This is a genomic window from Bacillus salipaludis (genome assembly GCF_030938565.1).
Classification (GTDB): Bacteria; Bacillota; Bacilli; order Bacillales; family Cytobacillaceae; genus Neobacillus; species Neobacillus salipaludis_A.
In genome coordinates this window covers 4,888,249-4,906,158 of the sequence record NZ_JAVGVR010000001.1, presented here as the reverse complement: position 1 = coordinate 4,906,158, position 17,910 = coordinate 4,888,249, and the positions used below count along the sequence as shown (strand labels likewise).

Annotated in this window: 15 protein-coding genes, 1 other RNA gene and 1 pseudogene; 12 read left to right on the top strand and 5 right to left on the bottom strand. The window is 37.7% G+C overall.

Annotated elements, in window-relative coordinates; genetic code table 11:
* The first annotated feature begins 86 nt into the window (after positions 1–86).
* From RCG21_RS24300 to RCG21_RS24265, 8 genes are all read left to right on the top strand, one after another.
* Positions 87–2,402 carry a DEAD/DEAH box helicase gene (locus tag RCG21_RS24300; RefSeq protein ID WP_308913869.1) on the top strand — a complete coding sequence of 772 codons (2,316 nt, stop codon included), beginning with the start codon at positions 87–89 and terminating at the stop codon, positions 2,400–2,402.
* Positions 2,386–3,606 (top strand): ribonuclease H-like domain-containing protein, encoded by a 1,221-nt coding sequence (locus RCG21_RS24295; protein ID WP_308913868.1) that lies wholly within the window; start codon positions 2,386–2,388, stop codon positions 3,604–3,606. Before RCG21_RS24300 ends, RCG21_RS24295 begins: the two co-directional genes overlap by 17 nt.
* 446 nt (positions 3,607–4,052) lie before the next feature.
* On the top strand, positions 4,053–4,472 hold the full coding sequence (locus RCG21_RS24290; protein ID WP_133335977.1) for a CotD family spore coat protein: 420 nt from the start codon (positions 4,053–4,055) through the stop codon (positions 4,470–4,472).
* A 121-nt stretch (positions 4,473–4,593) separates the two neighbouring features.
* The gene (locus RCG21_RS24285; protein WP_133335979.1) at positions 4,594–5,154 is read left to right on the top strand and encodes an SLOG family protein; all 561 of its coding nucleotides are present in this window, start codon (positions 4,594–4,596) and stop codon (positions 5,152–5,154) included.
* Positions 5,155–5,237: 83 nt separating this feature from the next.
* Positions 5,238–5,540 carry a cell division regulator GpsB gene (gene gpsB, locus RCG21_RS24280; RefSeq protein ID WP_026573231.1) on the top strand — a complete coding sequence of 101 codons (303 nt, stop codon included), beginning with the start codon at positions 5,238–5,240 and terminating at the stop codon, positions 5,538–5,540.
* Between the two features lie 81 nt (positions 5,541–5,621).
* Positions 5,622–6,017: RNase P RNA component class B (gene rnpB, locus RCG21_RS24275), an RNA gene on the top strand.
* Between the two features lie 137 nt (positions 6,018–6,154).
* Entirely contained in the window at positions 6,155–7,300 is a 1,146-nt protein-coding gene (locus RCG21_RS24270; protein ID WP_133335981.1) for a THUMP domain-containing class I SAM-dependent RNA methyltransferase, read from the top strand.
* A gap of 67 nt (positions 7,301–7,367) precedes the next feature.
* Positions 7,368–9,293, top strand: a complete 1,926-nt coding sequence (locus RCG21_RS24265; RefSeq protein WP_133335983.1) for an ATP-dependent DNA helicase — start codon at positions 7,368–7,370, stop codon at positions 9,291–9,293.
* A 41-nt stretch (positions 9,294–9,334) separates the two neighbouring features.
* On the opposite strand, the gene RCG21_RS24260 is transcribed toward RCG21_RS24265, so the two are convergent.
* From RCG21_RS24260 to RCG21_RS24240, 5 genes are read right to left on the bottom strand one after another with little or no spacing between them, the layout of a single operon-like run.
* The gene (locus RCG21_RS24260; protein ID WP_133335985.1) at positions 9,335–9,634 is read right to left on the bottom strand and encodes a metal-sulfur cluster assembly factor; all 300 of its coding nucleotides are present in this window, start codon (positions 9,632–9,634) and stop codon (positions 9,335–9,337) included.
* Positions 9,635–9,647: 13 nt separating this feature from the next.
* Positions 9,648–10,892 (bottom strand): hypothetical protein, encoded by a 1,245-nt coding sequence (locus RCG21_RS24255; protein ID WP_133336205.1) that lies wholly within the window; start codon positions 10,890–10,892, stop codon positions 9,648–9,650.
* A gap of 13 nt (positions 10,893–10,905) precedes the next feature.
* Entirely contained in the window at positions 10,906–11,112 is a 207-nt protein-coding gene (locus RCG21_RS24250) for a DUF2249 domain-containing protein (RefSeq protein WP_133335987.1), read from the bottom strand.
* 22 nt (positions 11,113–11,134) lie between these two features.
* Entirely contained in the window at positions 11,135–11,371 is a 237-nt protein-coding gene (locus RCG21_RS24245) for a DUF2249 domain-containing protein (protein WP_133335989.1), read from the bottom strand.
* Between the two features lie 53 nt (positions 11,372–11,424).
* On the bottom strand, positions 11,425–12,117 hold the full coding sequence (locus RCG21_RS24240) for a Crp/Fnr family transcriptional regulator (RefSeq protein ID WP_133335991.1): 693 nt from the start codon (positions 12,115–12,117) through the stop codon (positions 11,425–11,427).
* 244 nt (positions 12,118–12,361) lie between these two features.
* On the opposite strand from RCG21_RS24240, the gene RCG21_RS24235 reads away from it, so the two are divergent.
* The 4 genes and pseudogenes from RCG21_RS24235 to RCG21_RS24220 all read left to right on the top strand — a co-directional run bounded on the left by RCG21_RS24235 (position 12,362) and on the right by RCG21_RS24220 (position 17,896).
* Positions 12,362–14,719 (top strand): nitric-oxide reductase large subunit, encoded by a 2,358-nt coding sequence (locus RCG21_RS24235; RefSeq protein WP_372512724.1) that lies wholly within the window; start codon positions 12,362–12,364, stop codon positions 14,717–14,719.
* Between the two features lie 304 nt (positions 14,720–15,023).
* The gene (locus tag RCG21_RS24230; protein WP_133335993.1) at positions 15,024–15,257 is read left to right on the top strand and encodes a DUF2249 domain-containing protein; all 234 of its coding nucleotides are present in this window, start codon (positions 15,024–15,026) and stop codon (positions 15,255–15,257) included.
* Positions 15,258–15,477: 220 nt separating this feature from the next.
* Positions 15,478–16,985 (top strand): annotated as a pseudogene (locus tag RCG21_RS24225) (carboxypeptidase M32).
* Entirely contained in the window at positions 16,982–17,896 is a 915-nt protein-coding gene (locus RCG21_RS24220; RefSeq protein WP_133335997.1) for a DMT family transporter, read from the top strand. The pseudogene RCG21_RS24225 and the gene RCG21_RS24220 overlap by 4 nt, the downstream one beginning before the upstream one ends.
* The last annotated feature ends 14 nt before the right edge of the window (positions 17,897–17,910 follow it).

The following is a 17,910-nucleotide window of genomic DNA, read 5'->3' as shown; positions in this document are numbered from 1 at the left end:
TCCAGATATAAATAAGGAAAAATATCCGTTTAACTCTTTAATTACGAACGTTCATTCGATAAAATAGAAGTATTGAGGTGAGGTTTATGAAGTTGAAAAAAAACCTGCAGGAAATTATATCCGAGTTAAAGACAAATGAGCAATTTAAAGAAAATATCGTGACTTGGGAGACAATTGAAGAAAAACCGGCCCAAACCGTTTCAATGCCTGAATCCTTACATCCTATTTTAAGTCAGGCATTGAATAGTAAGGGAATAAAAGAACTTTATACACATCAGAGCACTGCCTATAAAACCGTTATGACTGGTAGGAGCATTGTAGCAGTAACACCAACTGCTTCAGGTAAGACCCTTTGTTATAACCTGCCCGTTTTGCAGACGATTCTCCAGAATCCAAATGCGCGGGCATTATATATGTTTCCTACTAAAGCACTGGCACAGGATCAAAAAAGTGAAATAAACGAAATCATTCAGGCATCGGGTGTGGATATAAATAGCTATACATATGACGGAGATACACCAGCGGCTATTCGGCAAAGAGTGAGGAAGGCGGGACATGTCGTCATTACCAATCCGGATATGCTCCATTCTGCAATATTGCCGCATCATACAAAATGGGTATCCCTTTTTGAAAATCTTAAATTTGTTGTGATTGATGAACTCCATACGTATCGGGGGGTGTTTGGCAGTCATGTTGCCAATGTGATTCGAAGGTTAAAAAGGATTTGCCGGTATTACGGTAGCAATCCCGTTTTTATTTGTACATCCGCAACGATTGCAAATCCTCTTGAGCTAGCAGAAACGTTAACGGAAGAAAAGATGTGTTTAATTGATAATAATGGTGCCCCAAGCGGCAAGAAACACTTTTTATTCTATAATCCGCCAATTGTGAACAAACCGCTAAATATTCGGCGAAGTGCCACACTTGAGGTAAGGAAAATTGCCGGAGAATTATTAAAAAATAAAATTCAAACGATTGTATTTGCGAGAAGCAGGGTAAGGGTTGAAATCATTTTAACCTATCTTCAGGAATTGGTGAAAAATCAATTAGGTGCAAAGTCAATTATGGGATATCGAGGCGGATATCTTCCGACTGAAAGAAGAAAAATTGAGAGGGGTCTGCGTTCAGGAGACATTTATGGGGTTGTAAGCACCAATGCTCTGGAACTTGGAGTGGATATTGGCCAGCTTCAGGTTTGTATTATGACCGGTTATCCGGGGACCATTTCGAGTGCATGGCAGCAGGCAGGAAGAGCCGGAAGAAGGCACGGAGAGGCCCTGGTTATTATGGTTGCCAGTTCAAGCCCTCTAGACCAATATATTATCCAGAATCCGGGGTACTTTTTCAGTAAAAGTCCGGAAACTGCGAGAATCAATCCCGATAATCTGATCATTTTAATTGATCACATGAAATGTGCTGCATATGAGCTTCCTTTTAAGAAGGAGGAGAAATTCGGGTCTGTCGATACAGAGGAGCTGTTAGAATATTTAACAGAGGAGCGCATTCTCTATCGAAATGGTGATAAATGGTATTGGATGAATGATTCCTTTCCTGCCCACAATATTAGTCTTCGGTCGGCTTCTCAGGAAAATATTGTAATTGTAGATCAATCAGATATTGCGAATGTAAAGGTGATAGGCGAAATGGATCGTTTTTCCGCCATGACATTACTTCATGATGAAGCCATTTATTTACATCAAGGCCGTCAATACCAAGTTGAAAAGCTGGATTGGGATGAAAAAAAGGCATTTGTTCGAGAAGTAGACGTTGACTATTTTACTGATGCAAATCTAGCTGTCCAATTAAAGGTCCTTGAGGTTGATCAGCTTACTTCGCAAACTCAAGCCGAAATCGGTTTTGGCGATGTAAGTGTCCGCGCTATGGCAACGATTTTTAAAAAAATCAAATTTGAAACTCATGAAAATATCGGTTCCGGTCCAATCCATCTGCCCGAAGAAGAACTGCATACAAATGCAGCGTGGATTTCATTAGATCAGTCATTTGCTGAAATGGGTCAGGATAGGTTAGAACAGGGATTGACTGGAGCCGCCCATGCTCTAAACCATATAGCCCCATTGTTTGTGATGGCAGACCCACAAGATATCCATGTCGTCCCGCAGGTTAAAGCAGATCATAACGAAAAACCAACGATATTCTTCTATGACCGCTATCCTGGTGGGATTGGCCTAAGTGAAAAAATCTATCAGGGGATGCCAGAGGTCTTTGAAGAAACTAAAAAAATGATTGAGCATTGCCAATGTGAATCCGGTTGTCCATCCTGTATTGGCGCTGAAACGATTAATGAGCAGTCCAAAAAAGATGCAATTAAAATTATAAATGTATTTGTAAAGTTTTCCGGGTCGGTCGATAAGGGAAGTGTAAAAAGTGTCCTTGAAAAATAAACTAAATCGGTTAAAACCACATATTTCAACAGGAGTTCAAATAGAAAAAGACTTAAATGTTCCTGAGTCTTCCGTGTTGGAGATTCCATTTCGGGAGCAATGGGAAAGTGAAAATGTTTTTCCATATGTGCTTGATCAAAACTACTGTCTCATCCGCGAGGTGAAATATCCATTATCGCAGTTGCATGGGCATTATCATTTTCAAGATTTTCTTACAGCCGTTGAAATATGGAACAAACAATCTATTAGCCATCCATTATCTGCCGCAGGACATCGTGCCGATGAATTATTCTTTTTTGACACAGAAACAACAGGTCTTGGCGGTGGAGTCGGCAATACTATTTTTTTACTTGGTTATGCTAGTGTTTCAGGAAATGAATTAGTTTTACGACAGCATATTTTGCCTAATCCAGGTGCGGAGGTCCCTTTATATCATAGTTTTTTGGAAAAAGTAAACTACAAGACGCTTGTAACCTATAATGGAAAATCGTTTGACTGGCCGCAGGTAAAAACGAGGCATACTCTTGTCAGGGACCATGTTCCAAAACTGCCGTCCTTTGGACATTTTGATTTGTTCCATTCTGCAAGAAGACTCTGGAAACATAGGTTAGACCGTTTAAAATTGGCTGTTGTTGAAAAAGAGGTATTAGGTGTTGAAAGGATTGATGATATTCCGGGTTTTTTGGCTCCGATGATTTATTTTGATTTTATCGAGAGTAAACAGCCTGACGGAATGATTGGCATCTTAAAACACAATGAAGTCGATATCTTATCCCTTGTCACCTTGTATACTCATTTGACCTTTCAAATTTGCGGTATTGATCCGAATCGGTCCAGGATGGAAACCTTTGAGGTTGGAAGATGGTTTGCTGCACTAGGTGAAGAAAACGAAGCAAAAAAGGTGTTAACGAGGCTAACAAACGGGAATGATCTTCCTTCAGATCACGCAAAACTAGCTCTTGCCTTTCAATTAAAGAAGGAACGGGAATGGGAAAAGGTTGTGAACCTTTTAAGTGAGACAGTTAATTCAGAAGACCTAGGGATTGTTCAAGAATCTTGCCTTGAATTGACAAAGATATATGAACATAGAATAAAAGATGTGGAGATTGCAAGAAAATACTGTATAAAAGCGATGGACTCTGTCAGTCAATTGCAAAGAAAAAAAAGGATACCCATCCGCTTTCTCTTTATCAACTTGAGTTAAGACTAAAACGATTGGAGAAAAAACTCGGTAAATTTCCTGGGTAAGCGCAAAATTCGCTATAAAACTTCTTCTTAAGCGCTATTTCGCCGTATTTCGATTTTTTGTAACAAAAATTTCATATTTTTTTCACTCAAAAACCAGCAATTCTATATTGTTTATCCTTGTTAAACACGGTAAAATGTAAAACTGTGTGAGTAAAAACGACTCAAAAATAAATATGGAGCTGGTAATATGTATAAGGCAATTTTGTTTTTATTTTTTGCTGTCGTTTGTTTGACTGCTGTCCTTTTTACAAGCTTAAAAGATAGCTTTTATTCAATCTTTTAGGTTTTTCAAAAATAAAATCCGTCCGGCTTAAAATTAGGTATTTTCCTTAGTACAAGAATCCTTCTTTCAACATAGCCTATTAGTGTAAATAGAATAACTATTTGAAAGGAGATATCATTATGTTTTTAGGTACTAATGTTACGCCGCCAGTCATTCATCCGACAACAAACATTGTGAACCATACGTTTTCATCAACGGTGGTGCCACACATTCATCCTGTTCACACTACAACTGTGAATCACCATATGTTTCAACATAAACACTATTGTCCGCAGTCTGCTTCTTGCTGTGAAGATGTTTGCAATCAACACATTAACTGTTGTTCACCTTGTGCTGCCCCAATGGGACCAGGGTTTGGAGGACCGGTTGGCCCAGGGTTCGGAGCACCTGGTCCAGGGTTTGGAGCAGTAGGTCCAGGGTTTGGAGCAGTAGGTCCAGGGTTTGGAGCACCTGGCCCAGGATTTGGAGCAGCAGGCCCAGGGTTTGGAATGCCTGGCCCAGGAGTTGCACCAGGACCGTTTATGGGTCCAAGACCTTAAAATGATTCAAATATTTGCAAGGGCTTTTTAGCCCTTGTTTTCTTTTTGGTTTACTATATAATATGTTCTTATTTAAAATGTGTTTGTCCTTTTATAAAAATTTTTTAAAGTGGAGGCAGTCATGCCGAAGGTACTCGCGATTTCTGGTTATAAGCCCTTTGAATTAGGGATTTTTCAAAATGATCACCCTTCTGTCTTATTCATAAAGGCTGCCATCAAAAAAGAATTGCTTCGTATGCTCGAGGAAGGACTCGAATGGGTATTAATCAGCGGCCAATTAGGAGTTGAACTTTGGGCAGGGGAGACCGTCTTTGAACTGCAAGAAGAATTTCCTGAATTAAGACTAGCTGTCATTACACCATTTTTGGAACAAGAGGCAAACTGGAGTGAAAAAAATAAAGAGTGGTATGAATCTGTTCTGATGCAGGCAGATTTTGTAGATTCCGTTACAAAAAAAGCTTATGAAAAGCCATGGCAGTTCCGGCTTAAAAATCAATTTTTTCTTGAGAAAAGTGATGTCCTACTACTTCTTTATGATCAGGACAAAGAGGGAAGTCCCAAATACCTATATGAACTAGCCCTTCAATACCAAAGCCTGAGGTCCTATCCCATCCAACTGATTACCTTTTATGATTTACAGTTGATTGTTGAAGAGGAACAATTAAAAAGATCTGATTTTTAATCATTTAGGAAAGATAAATTGACAAAAGCGCATATTTTTGAAAAAATAATAGGTAATGATTGGCGAATTTTGAGGTGATTTGAATGCTGTCTGATAAAGTGAAATTAACGGCAAAGGATATATTGGAAAAAGAGTTTAAAACCGCAGTTAGAGGGTATAAACAAGAAGATGTGGATAAATTTTTGGATTTAATTATTAAGGATTACGAAGTCTTTCATCAAGAAATAGATGATCTGCAACAGGAAAATCTTCGCTTACGTAAGCAGCTTGAAGAAACATCAAGAAGGCAGCCGATTTCCCAGCCAGCCGGTACAACGAATTTTGATATTTTAAAACGATTATCCAATCTTGAAAAGCATGTATTTGGCAGCAAATTATACGACTAACAGAAAATACCTGGATTTCCTAATAAAAACCATTGAATTAACACCATGAAATACATATAATAAAAATTGTCTTCATTAATTACGTTCGGGTAATCGCTACAATCGCATTGGCGAATTGTAGAGGAAAGTCCATGCTCGCACGAGCTGCGATGCTCGTAGTGTTCGTGCCTAGCGAATTCATAAGCTAGGGCAGCTGGGTTATCCAGTTGACGGCCGGGAAAATACCTAAGTCCTTATGGATATGGTATGAATACCTATAAAAGTGCCACAGTGACGGAGCCTTTCTAGAAATGGAAAGGGTGGAACGCGGTAAACCCCACGAGCGAGAAACCCAAATTATGGTAGGGGCACTTTCTCTGAGGAATTGAACAAGGAGAAGGACAGAGTCATTAAGATTCTGTAGATAGATGATTACCACCTAAGTACGAGACTCTAAAGTCGTTTGAAGTACAATGGTACAGAACATGGCTTACAGAACGTTTTTAATGGGAAAGTATGAAGAATTGAACGGCTCTCCTAATCGGGAGGGCTTTTTTATTTTCAATTGTCGAGTGCATTCAAGCTTTGCGTTTGGTCTATAATGAGAACATACATATTTTGTTAAGGGTGAAATAATGGGAAAATATCAATTAATTGCAACGGCAGCGATGGGTCTAGAAGCTCTTGTTGCGAAAGAAGTCCGTTCACTTGGTTATGAATGCGAAGTGGATAATGGGAAAGTAACATTTACTGGAGACGAGTATGCAATCGCCCGTACTAATTTATGGCTGCGGACGGCTGCAAGGGTAAAGATAAAGGTTGGAGAATTTAAAGCTTATACTTTTGATGAATTATTTGAAAAAACAAAGGCATTGCCTTGGGAAAAATATTTGCCGGAAGATGCAGAGTTTCCTGTAATCGGAAAGTCAGTAAAATCCAAGCTTTTTAGTATTTCAGATTGCCAATCGATTGTAAAAAAGGCCGTTGTTGAAAGAATGAAAACTCATTATAAAAGGAATTCCTGGTTCGAGGAAACAGGTGGATTATACCGTATTGAAGTGGCTATGTTAAAGGATATTGCTACGATTACGATTGATACCAGCGGTGAAGGACTTCATAAACGCGGCTATCGTGCTGATCAAGGATTGGCTCCGTTAAAGGAAACTACTGCAGCTGCTCTGATCATGCTTACGAATTGGAAGCCTGACCGCCCGTTTATTGACCCCTTTTGTGGTTCTGGAACGATTCCAATTGAAGCTGCTTTAATTGGGCAAAATATTGCTCCTGGATTTAATCGAGAGTTTGTGTCAGAAGGTTGGAATTGGATTCCTTCAAAGGTTTGGGATGATGTTCGAACAGAGGCGGAGGATTTGGCAAATTACGATCAGCCCCTTGATATTACAGGTTCAGATATTGACCACCGTATGGTGAAAATTGCTCAGGAGAATGCTTTTGAAGCAGGGTTTGGTGAATTAATTAATTTCAAACAAATGCAGGTAAAAGATATTTCGACTAAAAAGGAATATGGTGTTATTGTTGGGAATCCACCCTACGGTGAACGACTTGGGGAAAAAAATGCAGTAGAGCAAATGTACAAAGAAATGGGCCTAGCTTTTAGCAAGCTCGATACTTGGTCCATTTATATAATGACTTCAAATGAGAACTTTGAACAATTGTATGGAAAGCCTGCAACGAAAAAAAGAAAGCTTTTTAATGGGTTTATTCGTACAGACCTATATCAATATTGGGGAAAGCGGCCGCCAAGGCAGCAAGAATTGTAAACAAAATATTGCAATTAAAATGTGTAGCGCTCTTTTCCGAGCGCTGCATTTTATAGAGGGGGATTTTATGCAAAGTGGGTTTCCATTTACTGTTTCAAAAACTGAATCTTTTTATGATAAACTAGGCGAATGGATTGGTGATTTATTTTATGAGATTCTCCCTGACGCTGGTTTCGAATTAAGAGATGAGCAAATTTATATGGCCTTTCAGCTCGAAAAGGCTTTTAAGGATAAAAAAATAATGTTTGCTGAAGCAGGAGTTGGAACAGGGAAGACAATTGTTTATTTGCTTTATTCAATTATGTATGCACGTTACACAAATCGCCCGGCTATTATCGCCTGTGCAGATGAAACGTTAATTGAACAGTTAGTAAAAAAAGAAGGAGATATCTCAAAACTTGAATCCGTTTTAGGGTTAAATATGGATGTCCGGCTTGCAAAATCGAGGGATCAATATTTATGTATAAAAAAGCTGGATCAAGTAAAAGATTTAGACCTTTCCGATGAACTAGGCGATATTTATGAAAAATTACCTGAATTTCTTCATACGGAGGGTTCGATGCAGACATTTGAAAGATATGGTGACCGCAAGGATTATCCGGTCATTTCCGATGAAACCTGGGAAAAGATAAGCTGGGACCCTGTTCAGGATTGTTTTTCCTGCGAAAAACGTCATCGCTGCGGTCTTACATTACACAGAGATTACTACCGTCACGCAAAGGATCTTATCATTTGTTCTCATGACTTTTATATGGAACATGTATGGACAAAAGAATCAAGGAAAAGAGAAGGGCAGCTGCCGCTTTTACCAGAGTATTCTTCCGTTGTATTTGATGAAGGTCACCTATTAGAATTTGCGGCGCAAAAGGCACTTAGCTATCGCTTTACAGACACTTTGCTTGAGTCGTTACTGACCAGATTGATGGAAAATGAAGTTCGCGAAAACACACTGTACACGATTGAAGAGGCTTTATTCGAGAATGATGTATTTTTCAACGCAATCGCCCAGTTTTCCCAAGTCTCACTAGGTTCTGAAAAACAAATCATTTCTAAGCATCCAACCCTAATTAAACAGGGAAGAAAGCTGCTCGATACCTTACAAAAGCTTGAAGAAGAACTCGTGTTTGAAAGCGAATTATTTGTTATTAATGAATACGATTTAAAAATAGTTGAGGAATACCTTGAGCAAATCACTTATTCCCTTTCACTTTTCCTTAAGGAAATGAACGGGATTACATGGTTTGAAGAAAATATGGGTGAACGGACACTTGTGATTATGCCGAAAATGGTGGAAGAGGTATTAAGGGATGAAGTATTCTCACAAAAACTTCCATTTGTTTTTTCGTCCGCAACCTTATCCAATCAAAAATCATTTGACTATATAGCTAATAGTCTTGGGATTCATGATTTTCTATCCTTTTCTGTTTCTTCTCCTTTCAACTATGAGGAATTGATGGAGATTTATCTTTCGAGGTTTGAAAAAGAAAGAATTACAGATAAAGTCGAGTACTTAACAAAGAAAATGATTGAGTCAGAGGGTCGTACACTTATTCTCTTGAATAATAAAAATGAGTTGGCATTACTTAAGGAAAAATTGGCAGACACTCTTCCATATCCTATATATTTCGAGGGTGATGAAGAAATCAGCACACTTGTATCGAAATTTCAAAATGAGGAAAATTCAATCCTTTGCTCCATCCATCTATGGGAAGGGCTTGATATTCCTGGACGATCCTTAGAGAATGTTATGATTTTTTCGTTGCCGTTTCCGCCGAATGACCCCGTCTTTATTGCGAAGCGGGATGGTGTTCAAAAGGCATTTGAAGAAATTGATTTACCTTATATGCTTCTCAGGCTCCGTCAGGGAATTGGAAGGTTAATTCGAAGTGAAAATGACCGGGGAACCGTTCATATTTTGCTTGAAAATGATATGGGATCCAATATTTTAGAAAAAATAAAAGAGATACTGCCTGTAGAGGCAAAAGAAGTATAAACGAAAAGGGTCACGCTAAACTGAGGTGACCCATTTTTAAATTATCTTCCTAGTAGTCTAAGACCTTCCGGTGTCATTTTTTCCGGGCTCCAGGCTGGTGTCCAAACGAGGTCTACGTCAACATTTCTTGTATCCTCGATTCCTTCCACACAATAACGAACACCCGTTGTAATACTGTCATGCAGTGGGCATCCCGGTGTTGTTAAGGTCATGGTAATTTTAACATCCCCTTTACCTGAAACATCTAAATCATAGATTAAGCCAAGATCTACAACATTAATATTAAGTTCAGGATCATAAACACTTTTTAACTCGTTAAGGATTTTTTCTTTTAAATTCATGATAAACACCTCACTATTTTTTTAGGACGCTAATAATACTGATTGCAATCATAACTAAAACTACGGATAAAATTAATTGACCAATCGTAAAGAGAAGCGTAATTTTAAAGGTTAATGCAGAAAAAACAATCAAAACTCCAAGAATAAATAAAGAAAAAAGAGGCTGAACAAGTTTTTCATTCATCATCTCTTTCAATGTTGGAACCGATTGTTTGCCCATTTCCTTGCTATATTTAAAAGTCCACCAAAGGAATGGAACAATCTTAAATAGATAACCAACAATGCTCAATACAATCCAGAGCATGATATAAGCATAGATGAGTGGTCCAATAACCGAGCTGAAGGAATGAGTCCAGACAAGAATGAATGCAGCTAAATGAATGATATTGCCGAACAGAATTGCAGCTAACGCAAATGAGAATGGTTTATCTAATTTTTTCTTTAATCTTTTTTTGACAATGATTCGTATATGCCAGCTAAAGATGGAAAAGCCCACCAGCAGCGAGAACAGACCAAGCTTTACAAGGAGGCCTGAACCGGTCAAAAATGCGATCAATGTAACAAGGAGACCGGCTGCGTAAAATCCATAAACATATCTAGCCTGAATCATTGGAAAGCCATGGGATAAAGAAAACATTGGCACCATTTTATAGGAAAAACCAAAAATCAATAGGGTAAACCAGCCTGTAACCCCCATTAACAAATGACTTTTAAATAAAGCTTGATAGGTTCCTGCGCCACTGCCGCTCTTAAGGAAATAAATTAATGTAATACCCATGGAAATAGTAATGAATAAACAAAATAATGCTGTGCCAACAAAAGCCGTCAAGATGTTTGGCTTAGTTTGTTTTTTTAGAGTCATCATCATTTGAAATAAAAACATTAATATTCCAATCAGGGTAAGAACTCCAGGTATAATAGCATTCTGGGGTGATCCATAGAGCGAACTGGCAAAGCCAATAATTCCAAAAGCTGTAACAAAAAACTGTAAGAATCCAAATTTTTCATTCCAGATTTTTGTTAAGAAAGCAACCGGTACAAGCTGATACATTGCGCCCATTGCTACCATTAATGCCCAGCCTAAAACTAGTATATGCGCTGCGGACCAGATGGAAGGGATCCGGAAACTGCCGCCTATAAGTAAATCTCCATTAAATAAAAGGATAATTTGTGATATTACTAAGGCAATTAAACTAAAGAAAATAAACGAAAAGGGAAGCTTAACATTGGTCTCACTCCCCATATTTTGTGGAAGCATCATTTACACCTTCTTATCGGAAGATTTCAATTTTAAAACTTCCGTCGTCTTGTTGTTCTGTTCTTTGATTGTATCCAAGTTCCTCTAACTGCTCATATAAAAACATGGGTCTGCGGTCATTAATGATTGTCAAAACTTCATGATCAGGTAGTGTCTCTAATGCTGCGAGTGTTCGCATCATTGGTTGTGGCGGTTCTAAACCACGGTTATCTAAAATCATTTTTTATCACCCTTTATTCGTATTACTTTGAATTCTTTATAAATGTTACCTTCCAGTGATCTTCGGCAATTTCTTCTGCCTCATGGTTAAAGCCTTTTGTTTTTAATACCGCGAATAATGGGACTGGTTTAAAGGTTGCATGAAGAATGAAAATATCATTTTCCTTTAAATTCTTAATCGCCCCCATAATTTTTTGAAAGGGCTCCAGTTTATTTTTTAAATCTTCACGTACATCAAGTTCAACAATTCTTTGGTCCATCACGAAACAACTCCTCTTCATTATAAATAGTAGAAACTTCCGAAAGCCTGCAATTAATAGAATAGTTCCTGTTTAAGAGATTCGCGGTCAATGAAATAATAGCCGTCATCATCGAGAAAAATGAATTCTTTCTTTTTTAATTGATTAATGGTTCTACTTACGGTTTCTCTGGAGGTTCCAATCATATTGGCGAGCTCACGGTTGGTAAATTGCGTTGTCAGCTTAAATTGGTTATCGATTTTTTCACCATTTGATTTACAGAGCCTAATTAATAGTAGAACAATTTGTTCATAGGTATTATGAAGTATTTGTTCTTCCAGTCGATTTTGCAGGTCAACTATTTTCTCTCCAAGAACTTTAAATAATTTAATACAAAGCTCAGGATAAGAAATTAAAATCTCCTCGAATTTATCAATTGGGATGACAATTAGGTTAGCATCCTCCATGACCTCTGCATGAGCAGGGAAAGTGCCCTTTCGAAAGAAGCCTGCGTGTGGGAACATTTCACCGGGTTCAAGAACAGATACGATTTGTTCCTTACCGGAAAAATCCGATTTATAAATTTTTACTTTACCGCTATGGATAAAGAAAACCCGGTCCATCGAATCATCCTGCATAAATACATACATTTTATGCTTATAGAAACGAGTCTGGGCAATCTCAACAAAAGGTGCCAGCTCAAATGCCGTCAGCTCTTTAAAAATTGGGACAGCAGAAAGTCTCTTTATAATGTCTTCTTGCTTCAATTAACATCACCTTCGTATTAGTAATTCGATATAGCCCCATTTTAACAGTGGTTTCACATCAAATATGTGACCTCCATCATAGGTAAGTAAAATTTTATTGAAAATAATTCTCAATGTGACAACTTTGTGAAAACAACACACAAATGGGAGAAATAACACCATGTGTGTGATTTCCTTCACACTACGAATTTTTCATAACTATTACAATTCGATATGTAATTGAAACAAGAGAGGATGAGAGAAAGTGGAAATACAGCGGGGAACGCCTACAAAGGCAAAAACAAATAAAAGCGGAATGTTAAAATCCGTTTTAATTACAGTTATTTTAGTAAGTTTTACTGTATTACTTTGTGGTGGGTACTGGATTTTTAAAGAGCAAGCACCAAGACCATTGGAGGTTACCAATCAAAAGGGTGATGTTCTCTTTACTAAGGCTACAATCATGGGTGGTCAGGCAGTTTGGCAAAAATATGGTTTGATGGATTACGGTACAGTATTAGGACACGGATCATATATGGGTCCAGACTATACGGCTGAATCTTTAAAGATTTATACAGAAGGAATGCAGGACTATAAAGCAAATGAACAGTATGGTAAAATGTTTTCCAGTCTAAGTGTAGATGAGAAATCTGCGATTAAAAATGCTGTAATAAAAGAAATGCGTAAAAATCGTTATGATAGCAGTAAAGAATCATTAAAATTAACAGATGCACAAGCTTTTGGACTTGAAAGAGTAAGAGCTTACTATAAGAATATTTTCACTAAAGGTGATCACTGGGGTTTAAAAGCAAATCTGATCAAAGATAGTGATATGCCGAAAAATGATCGTGCGTATGTTGCAAAAGGCGATCAAATTAAACAGATTTCTGATTTCTTCTTCTGGACAGCTTGGCTTTCAAGTACGGTTCGTCCTGGGGATAAAATTACTTATACAAACAACTGGCCATATTATGAAGATGCCGGTAACCATTTATCTTTCTCGGCTGTTTGGTGGAGCGGCGCAAGTGTAACAATCTTTGTCTTGATGGTTGGTATTATCCTATTTGTTTTCTATCGTTATCAATTTAGTATGCAAGAGGCATATAAGGAGGGAAATTTCCCTAAAATTGATTTGCGAAAAATACCGGTAACAAACTCGCAAGTAAAATCAGGAAAGTACTTTGTTATTGTTTCAATTCTTTTCTTTGTACAATGTATGTTTGGGGCATTGCTTGCTCACTATTATATCGAGCCAGACAGTTTCTTCGGTATAAAATGGATTCATGACATCCTGCCATTTAATATTTCTAAGGGCTATCACTTACAATTGGCGATCTTCTGGATTGCAACTGCATGGTTAGGTATGGGGATTTACGTAGCGCCGCTTGTGGGTGGATACGAGCCTAAAAAACAAGGTCTTTTAGTAGACATTCTTTTCTGGGCATTGGTCGTTCTTGTTGGCGGAAGTATGGTCGGAGAATGGCTCGGTGCAAACGGATACTTAGGTAATGAGTGGTTCTTATTAGGTCATGCAGGCTGGGAGTATATTGAATTAGGTCGTTTATGGCAGCTAATCCTCATTGTCGGTATGTTAATTTGGTTATTTATTGTTTATCGAGGTATTAAAGCAGGTCTTAAAAAAGAAACGGACAAAGGCGGTTTAATCCACCTATTATTCTACTCCGCAATTGCGGTACCAGCATTCTATATCTTTGCGCTATTTATTAATCCGGATACAAGCTTTACCTTTGCTGATTACTGGCGCTGGTGGATTATCCATTTATGGGTTGAGGCAATTTTTGAAGTATTTGCAGTAGTTGTCATTGGTTTCTTATTAGTTCAAGTAGGATTAGTAACGAAAAAATCAACAGTTAGACAACTATATTTCCAATTAATTCTACTCCTAGGCAGTGGTGTAATTGGAATTGGCCACCATTACTATTATAATGGTTCGGCAGAAGTTTGGCTTGCACTTGGTGCTGTATTCTCAGCATTGGAAGTTATTCCATTAACCTTGTTAATTCTTGAAGCATATGAACAATATAAAATGATGCGTTCCGGTGGTGTGGACTTCCCATACAAATCTTCCTTCTGGTTCTTAATCTCTGTTGCGATTTGGAACTTGGTGGGTGCAGGTGTTCTTGGTTTCTTAATCAACCTGCCAGCAGTCAGCTATTTTGAACACGGTCAATTCTTAACACCTACCCACGGCCATGCTTCGATGATGGGCGTTTACGGAATGTTTGCAATTGCATTACTTCTATATTCTTTAAGAAATATCGTAAAACCAGAAGTATGGAAAGATAAGTGGCTAAAAGTCAGCTGTATCCTTTTAAATATTGGATTGGCAGGAATGGTCTTCTTCTCCTTACTTCCAGTAGGTTTCATTCAAATCAAGAAAGCATTCTATCATGGATATGCTGCAAGCCGTTCATCTTCCTTCTTAAAAGATGAACTAGTTAAAACACTTTTAACCTGGCGTGCTGTCCCAGATACAATCTTCTTAATCGGTGTGGTTATTCTGATGGTATTCTGTGTGAAGTGTCTATTCAATCTGCGCAAACCTACACACAAGGAAGAAGAAAAACTTCCAATTAAAGATTTAACACTTGATGAAGAGTAATAAGGAAGAGAAAGATTCGCAAAGCTAGTCTTGCGGATCTTTTTCTTTTTTTCTTCTGATTCATAGCAGTCAAAACAATAAATCTCTTTATCCTCTGTATGGATTCCGTTAAAAAATCCATCTAAGCAATAGATTTCTTTATTGCAGGACTTACATGTTCCAACCATTTCTCTCATTCTAAATTCCTCCTAATAAATTTATTTATTTCGTAAAAAATCATGTTTAGGGTGTGATACCTCTCACTAGGTTGTTAAAAAAGATTTCTTAATATAGGAGAAGTTAAAAATTAATAGGAGTGAAAATGATGCAAACTTTTGCAAAAGTCATACATGTTCCTGATTATTCACCACGTGAAAAACATCCAACGATTTTGAATGGGTTTGATGAGTTAAAATCAGGGGAATTTATGCAAATTGTGAATGATCATGACCCAAGACCGCTTCAATATCAATTGATGATTGAGAGAACCGACCAATTTACTTGGGAATACCTTGAAGAAGGTCCCGATACTTGGAGAGTCGCTATCGGTAAAAGATAATTCTCGTGCCAAGGGTCTCAGCCCCATAAAGCACACCCTTTTTAATCATTTTACTTGAGTTATATTTAATTTCCATGAAACATCTCTTTTTTCCCTATAGATTTATTTTACAACAGAATTTTATTTCTGTTGTTTTTTTTTCCATTTTAAAAGGGCAAGACCAATCCTTTTTTCAGAAAAATATGATAAAATTTATACATTGTTAACAGGGGGGTTCTAAATGAGCGATCAGACAGCGAGACTGGAAAAAGAATTTTTAGATTATGTGAAAAAAATAGCTGCTTATAATGAAGCTCTTGGCTTAATTTATTGGGATTTGCGTACGGGAGCTCCGAAGCAGGCCGTAGAGCAAAGGTCAGAAGTAATTGGAATGCTTTCCTCAGAAGTATTTAGAATGTCAATATCGGAGGAAATGGCTGCATATATTGCAAATTTATCGAAAATCCAATTATCCGATTCAACCAGAAAAATTCTAGAGGAATGCAAAAAAGAATATGAGCGAAACAAGAAAGTTCCTGCAGAAGAATATAAAGAGTATGTCATTCTCCAATCAAAGGCAGAAAGTGTTTGGGAAGAAGCGAGGGAAAATGCTGATTTCGCCATGTTTAGTCCATACTTGGAAAAGATCGTCGCAATGACAAAGAAGTTTGTTGGGTATTGGGGAACAAAAGAGAAGGTCTATGATCAACTGTTAGATTTATATGAGCCTGGGGTTACTGTGGAAGTGTTAGACCGGGTATTTGGCGAGCTCCGCAATAAAATAATCCCATTGGTCAAACAAATATCGGAAATGTCAAATAAGCCGCAAACAGATTTTCTCTTTAACCATTTTAATAAAGAAAACCAGCGTCTATTTAGTTTAGAGGTTTTAAAAAAAATGGGCTACAACCTTGAGGCAGGGAGATTAGATGAAACCATCCATCCATTTGCAATTGGACTAAATCCCGGCGATGTACGTGTGACAACCAGGTATGATGAATTCGATTTCCGTACCGCTGTTTTCGGAACGATTCATGAAGGCGGTCATGCATTATATGAACAAAATATTTCTAGAAAGTTAATTGGAACACCTTTATGTTCAGGTACTTCAATGGGAATTCACGAATCACAATCTCTTTTTTATGAAAATATTGTCGGAAGAAGTTTACCATTCTGGAAGTATCAATACGAGCTGTTAAAAAAATATGCTGATGGACAGTTTGATGATGTCTCAATTGAGGAATTCTATCGTGCCATTAATGAATCCAAGCCTTCCTTTATTCGAATCGAGGCGGATGAATTGACCTACCCGTTACATATCATTATCCGCTATGAAATAGAAAAAAAATTATTTAATGATGAAATAAAAGTTAATGACTTGCCAACAGTATGGAACGATTTATATGAAGAGTTTTTAGGAATCAGGCCGGAAGATGATGCAGAGGGAGTCCTGCAAGATGTTCACTGGGCTGGGGAAGCTTTGGTTATTTTCCTTCCTATGCATTAGGGTATATGTATGCTGCACAATTTAAAAATAAAATGCTTGAAGACCTTCCAAACTTCGATCAACTGCTCGAAAAGGGAGAGTTATTGCCTGTTCAAGAGTGGCTGACAAAGAATATTCATCAATATGGAAAAATGAAAAAGCCGCTTGAAATCCTGAAAGATGTGACCGGTGAAGGTCTTAATCCATCCTATTTAATTGATTATCTCTATCAAAAATACGGAGCAGTGTATCAGTTATCATGAAAAAAATCCTTCCGATATTATTAGTAGCGATCAGTGCTGCACTATGGGGAATTATAGCTATTTTTGTAAGAGGATTAGATGCCTTCGGTTTTACATCAATGGAAATTGTGACAATCAGGGTTGTGACAGCAGCGGTTTTGTTAGGAATTACTGGTTTAGTAAAATATCCGGCGCAAATGAAAATTAAATGGAAGGACACTTGGTTATTTGTTGGGACTGGTGTCTGCAGTATCGTACTCTTTAATTGGTGTTATTTTTCATCAATTCAACAAATGAATCTTTCTCTAGCGGTTATCTTATTGTATACAGCCCCGGCATTTGTGACAGTTCTTTCCTGGTTATTTCTTAAGGAGAAATTGAATGCTGCTAAACTTATTTCTGTAGCAGGGACAATATTGGGCTGCGTATTGGTTGCCGGAAGTAACCTGAATGAAACAACATCTATTAGTGCTGCAGGATTACTAACCGGACTTGGCGCAGGTTTCGGCTATGCTTTATACACTATATTTGGGAAATTTGCATTAAATAAATATTCACCGTTCACGGTTACTCTATATACCTTTATTGTTGCGTCAATTGCTTTAGTGCCGGTTACGGGCCTTTGGAATAAGGGAAGCATCCTTTTCAGTGGAGAGGTTATGTTTTATGGACTTGGGTTAGGATTATTTCCTACCGTGGTGGCATATTTATTGTATACAAAAGGGTTGGAAAAAATAGATAGCTGCAAGGCATCCATTATTGCAACCGTAGAGCCGGTGGTGGCAACCTTATTAGGTGTTTTTCTTTATAAAGAAGGCTTTGCGTTCAATCAATTTATTGGTTCTTTCTTTATTCTTTTATCTGTATTACTGGTGAACCTGCCAAAAAATCCGCTCGTTAAAACGCAAAATGAAAAGGCTTCAATCACATAGATTGAAGCCTTAAT

Coding starts and splice junctions, on each gene's coding strand:
- RCG21_RS24260 (WP_133335985.1), bottom strand. CDS start 9,634: ATGAATTTAAAAGAAAAAATCCTTAACGAGTTAAAAAGTGTTTATGAT.
- RCG21_RS24290 (WP_133335977.1), top strand. CDS start 4,053: ATGTTTTTAGGTACTAATGTTACGCCGCCAGTCATTCATCCGACAACA.
- RCG21_RS24250 (WP_133335987.1), bottom strand. CDS start 11,112: ATGATTTTAGATAACCGTGGTTTAGAACCGCCACAACCAATGATGCGA.
- RCG21_RS24300 (WP_308913869.1), top strand. CDS start 87: ATGAAGTTGAAAAAAAACCTGCAGGAAATTATATCCGAGTTAAAGACA.
- RCG21_RS24245 (WP_133335989.1), bottom strand. CDS start 11,371: ATGGACCAAAGAATTGTTGAACTTGATGTACGTGAAGATTTAAAAAAT.
- RCG21_RS24230 (WP_133335993.1), top strand. CDS start 15,024: ATGCAAACTTTTGCAAAAGTCATACATGTTCCTGATTATTCACCACGT.
- RCG21_RS24270 (WP_133335981.1), top strand. CDS start 6,155: ATGGGAAAATATCAATTAATTGCAACGGCAGCGATGGGTCTAGAAGCT.
- RCG21_RS24220 (WP_133335997.1), top strand. CDS start 16,982: ATGAAAAAAATCCTTCCGATATTATTAGTAGCGATCAGTGCTGCACTA.
- RCG21_RS24255 (WP_133336205.1), bottom strand. CDS start 10,892: ATGCTTCCACAAAATATGGGGAGTGAGACCAATGTTAAGCTTCCCTTT.
- RCG21_RS24265 (WP_133335983.1), top strand. CDS start 7,368: ATGCAAAGTGGGTTTCCATTTACTGTTTCAAAAACTGAATCTTTTTAT.
- RCG21_RS24285 (WP_133335979.1), top strand. CDS start 4,594: ATGCCGAAGGTACTCGCGATTTCTGGTTATAAGCCCTTTGAATTAGGG.
- gpsB (WP_026573231.1), top strand. CDS start 5,238: ATGCTGTCTGATAAAGTGAAATTAACGGCAAAGGATATATTGGAAAAA.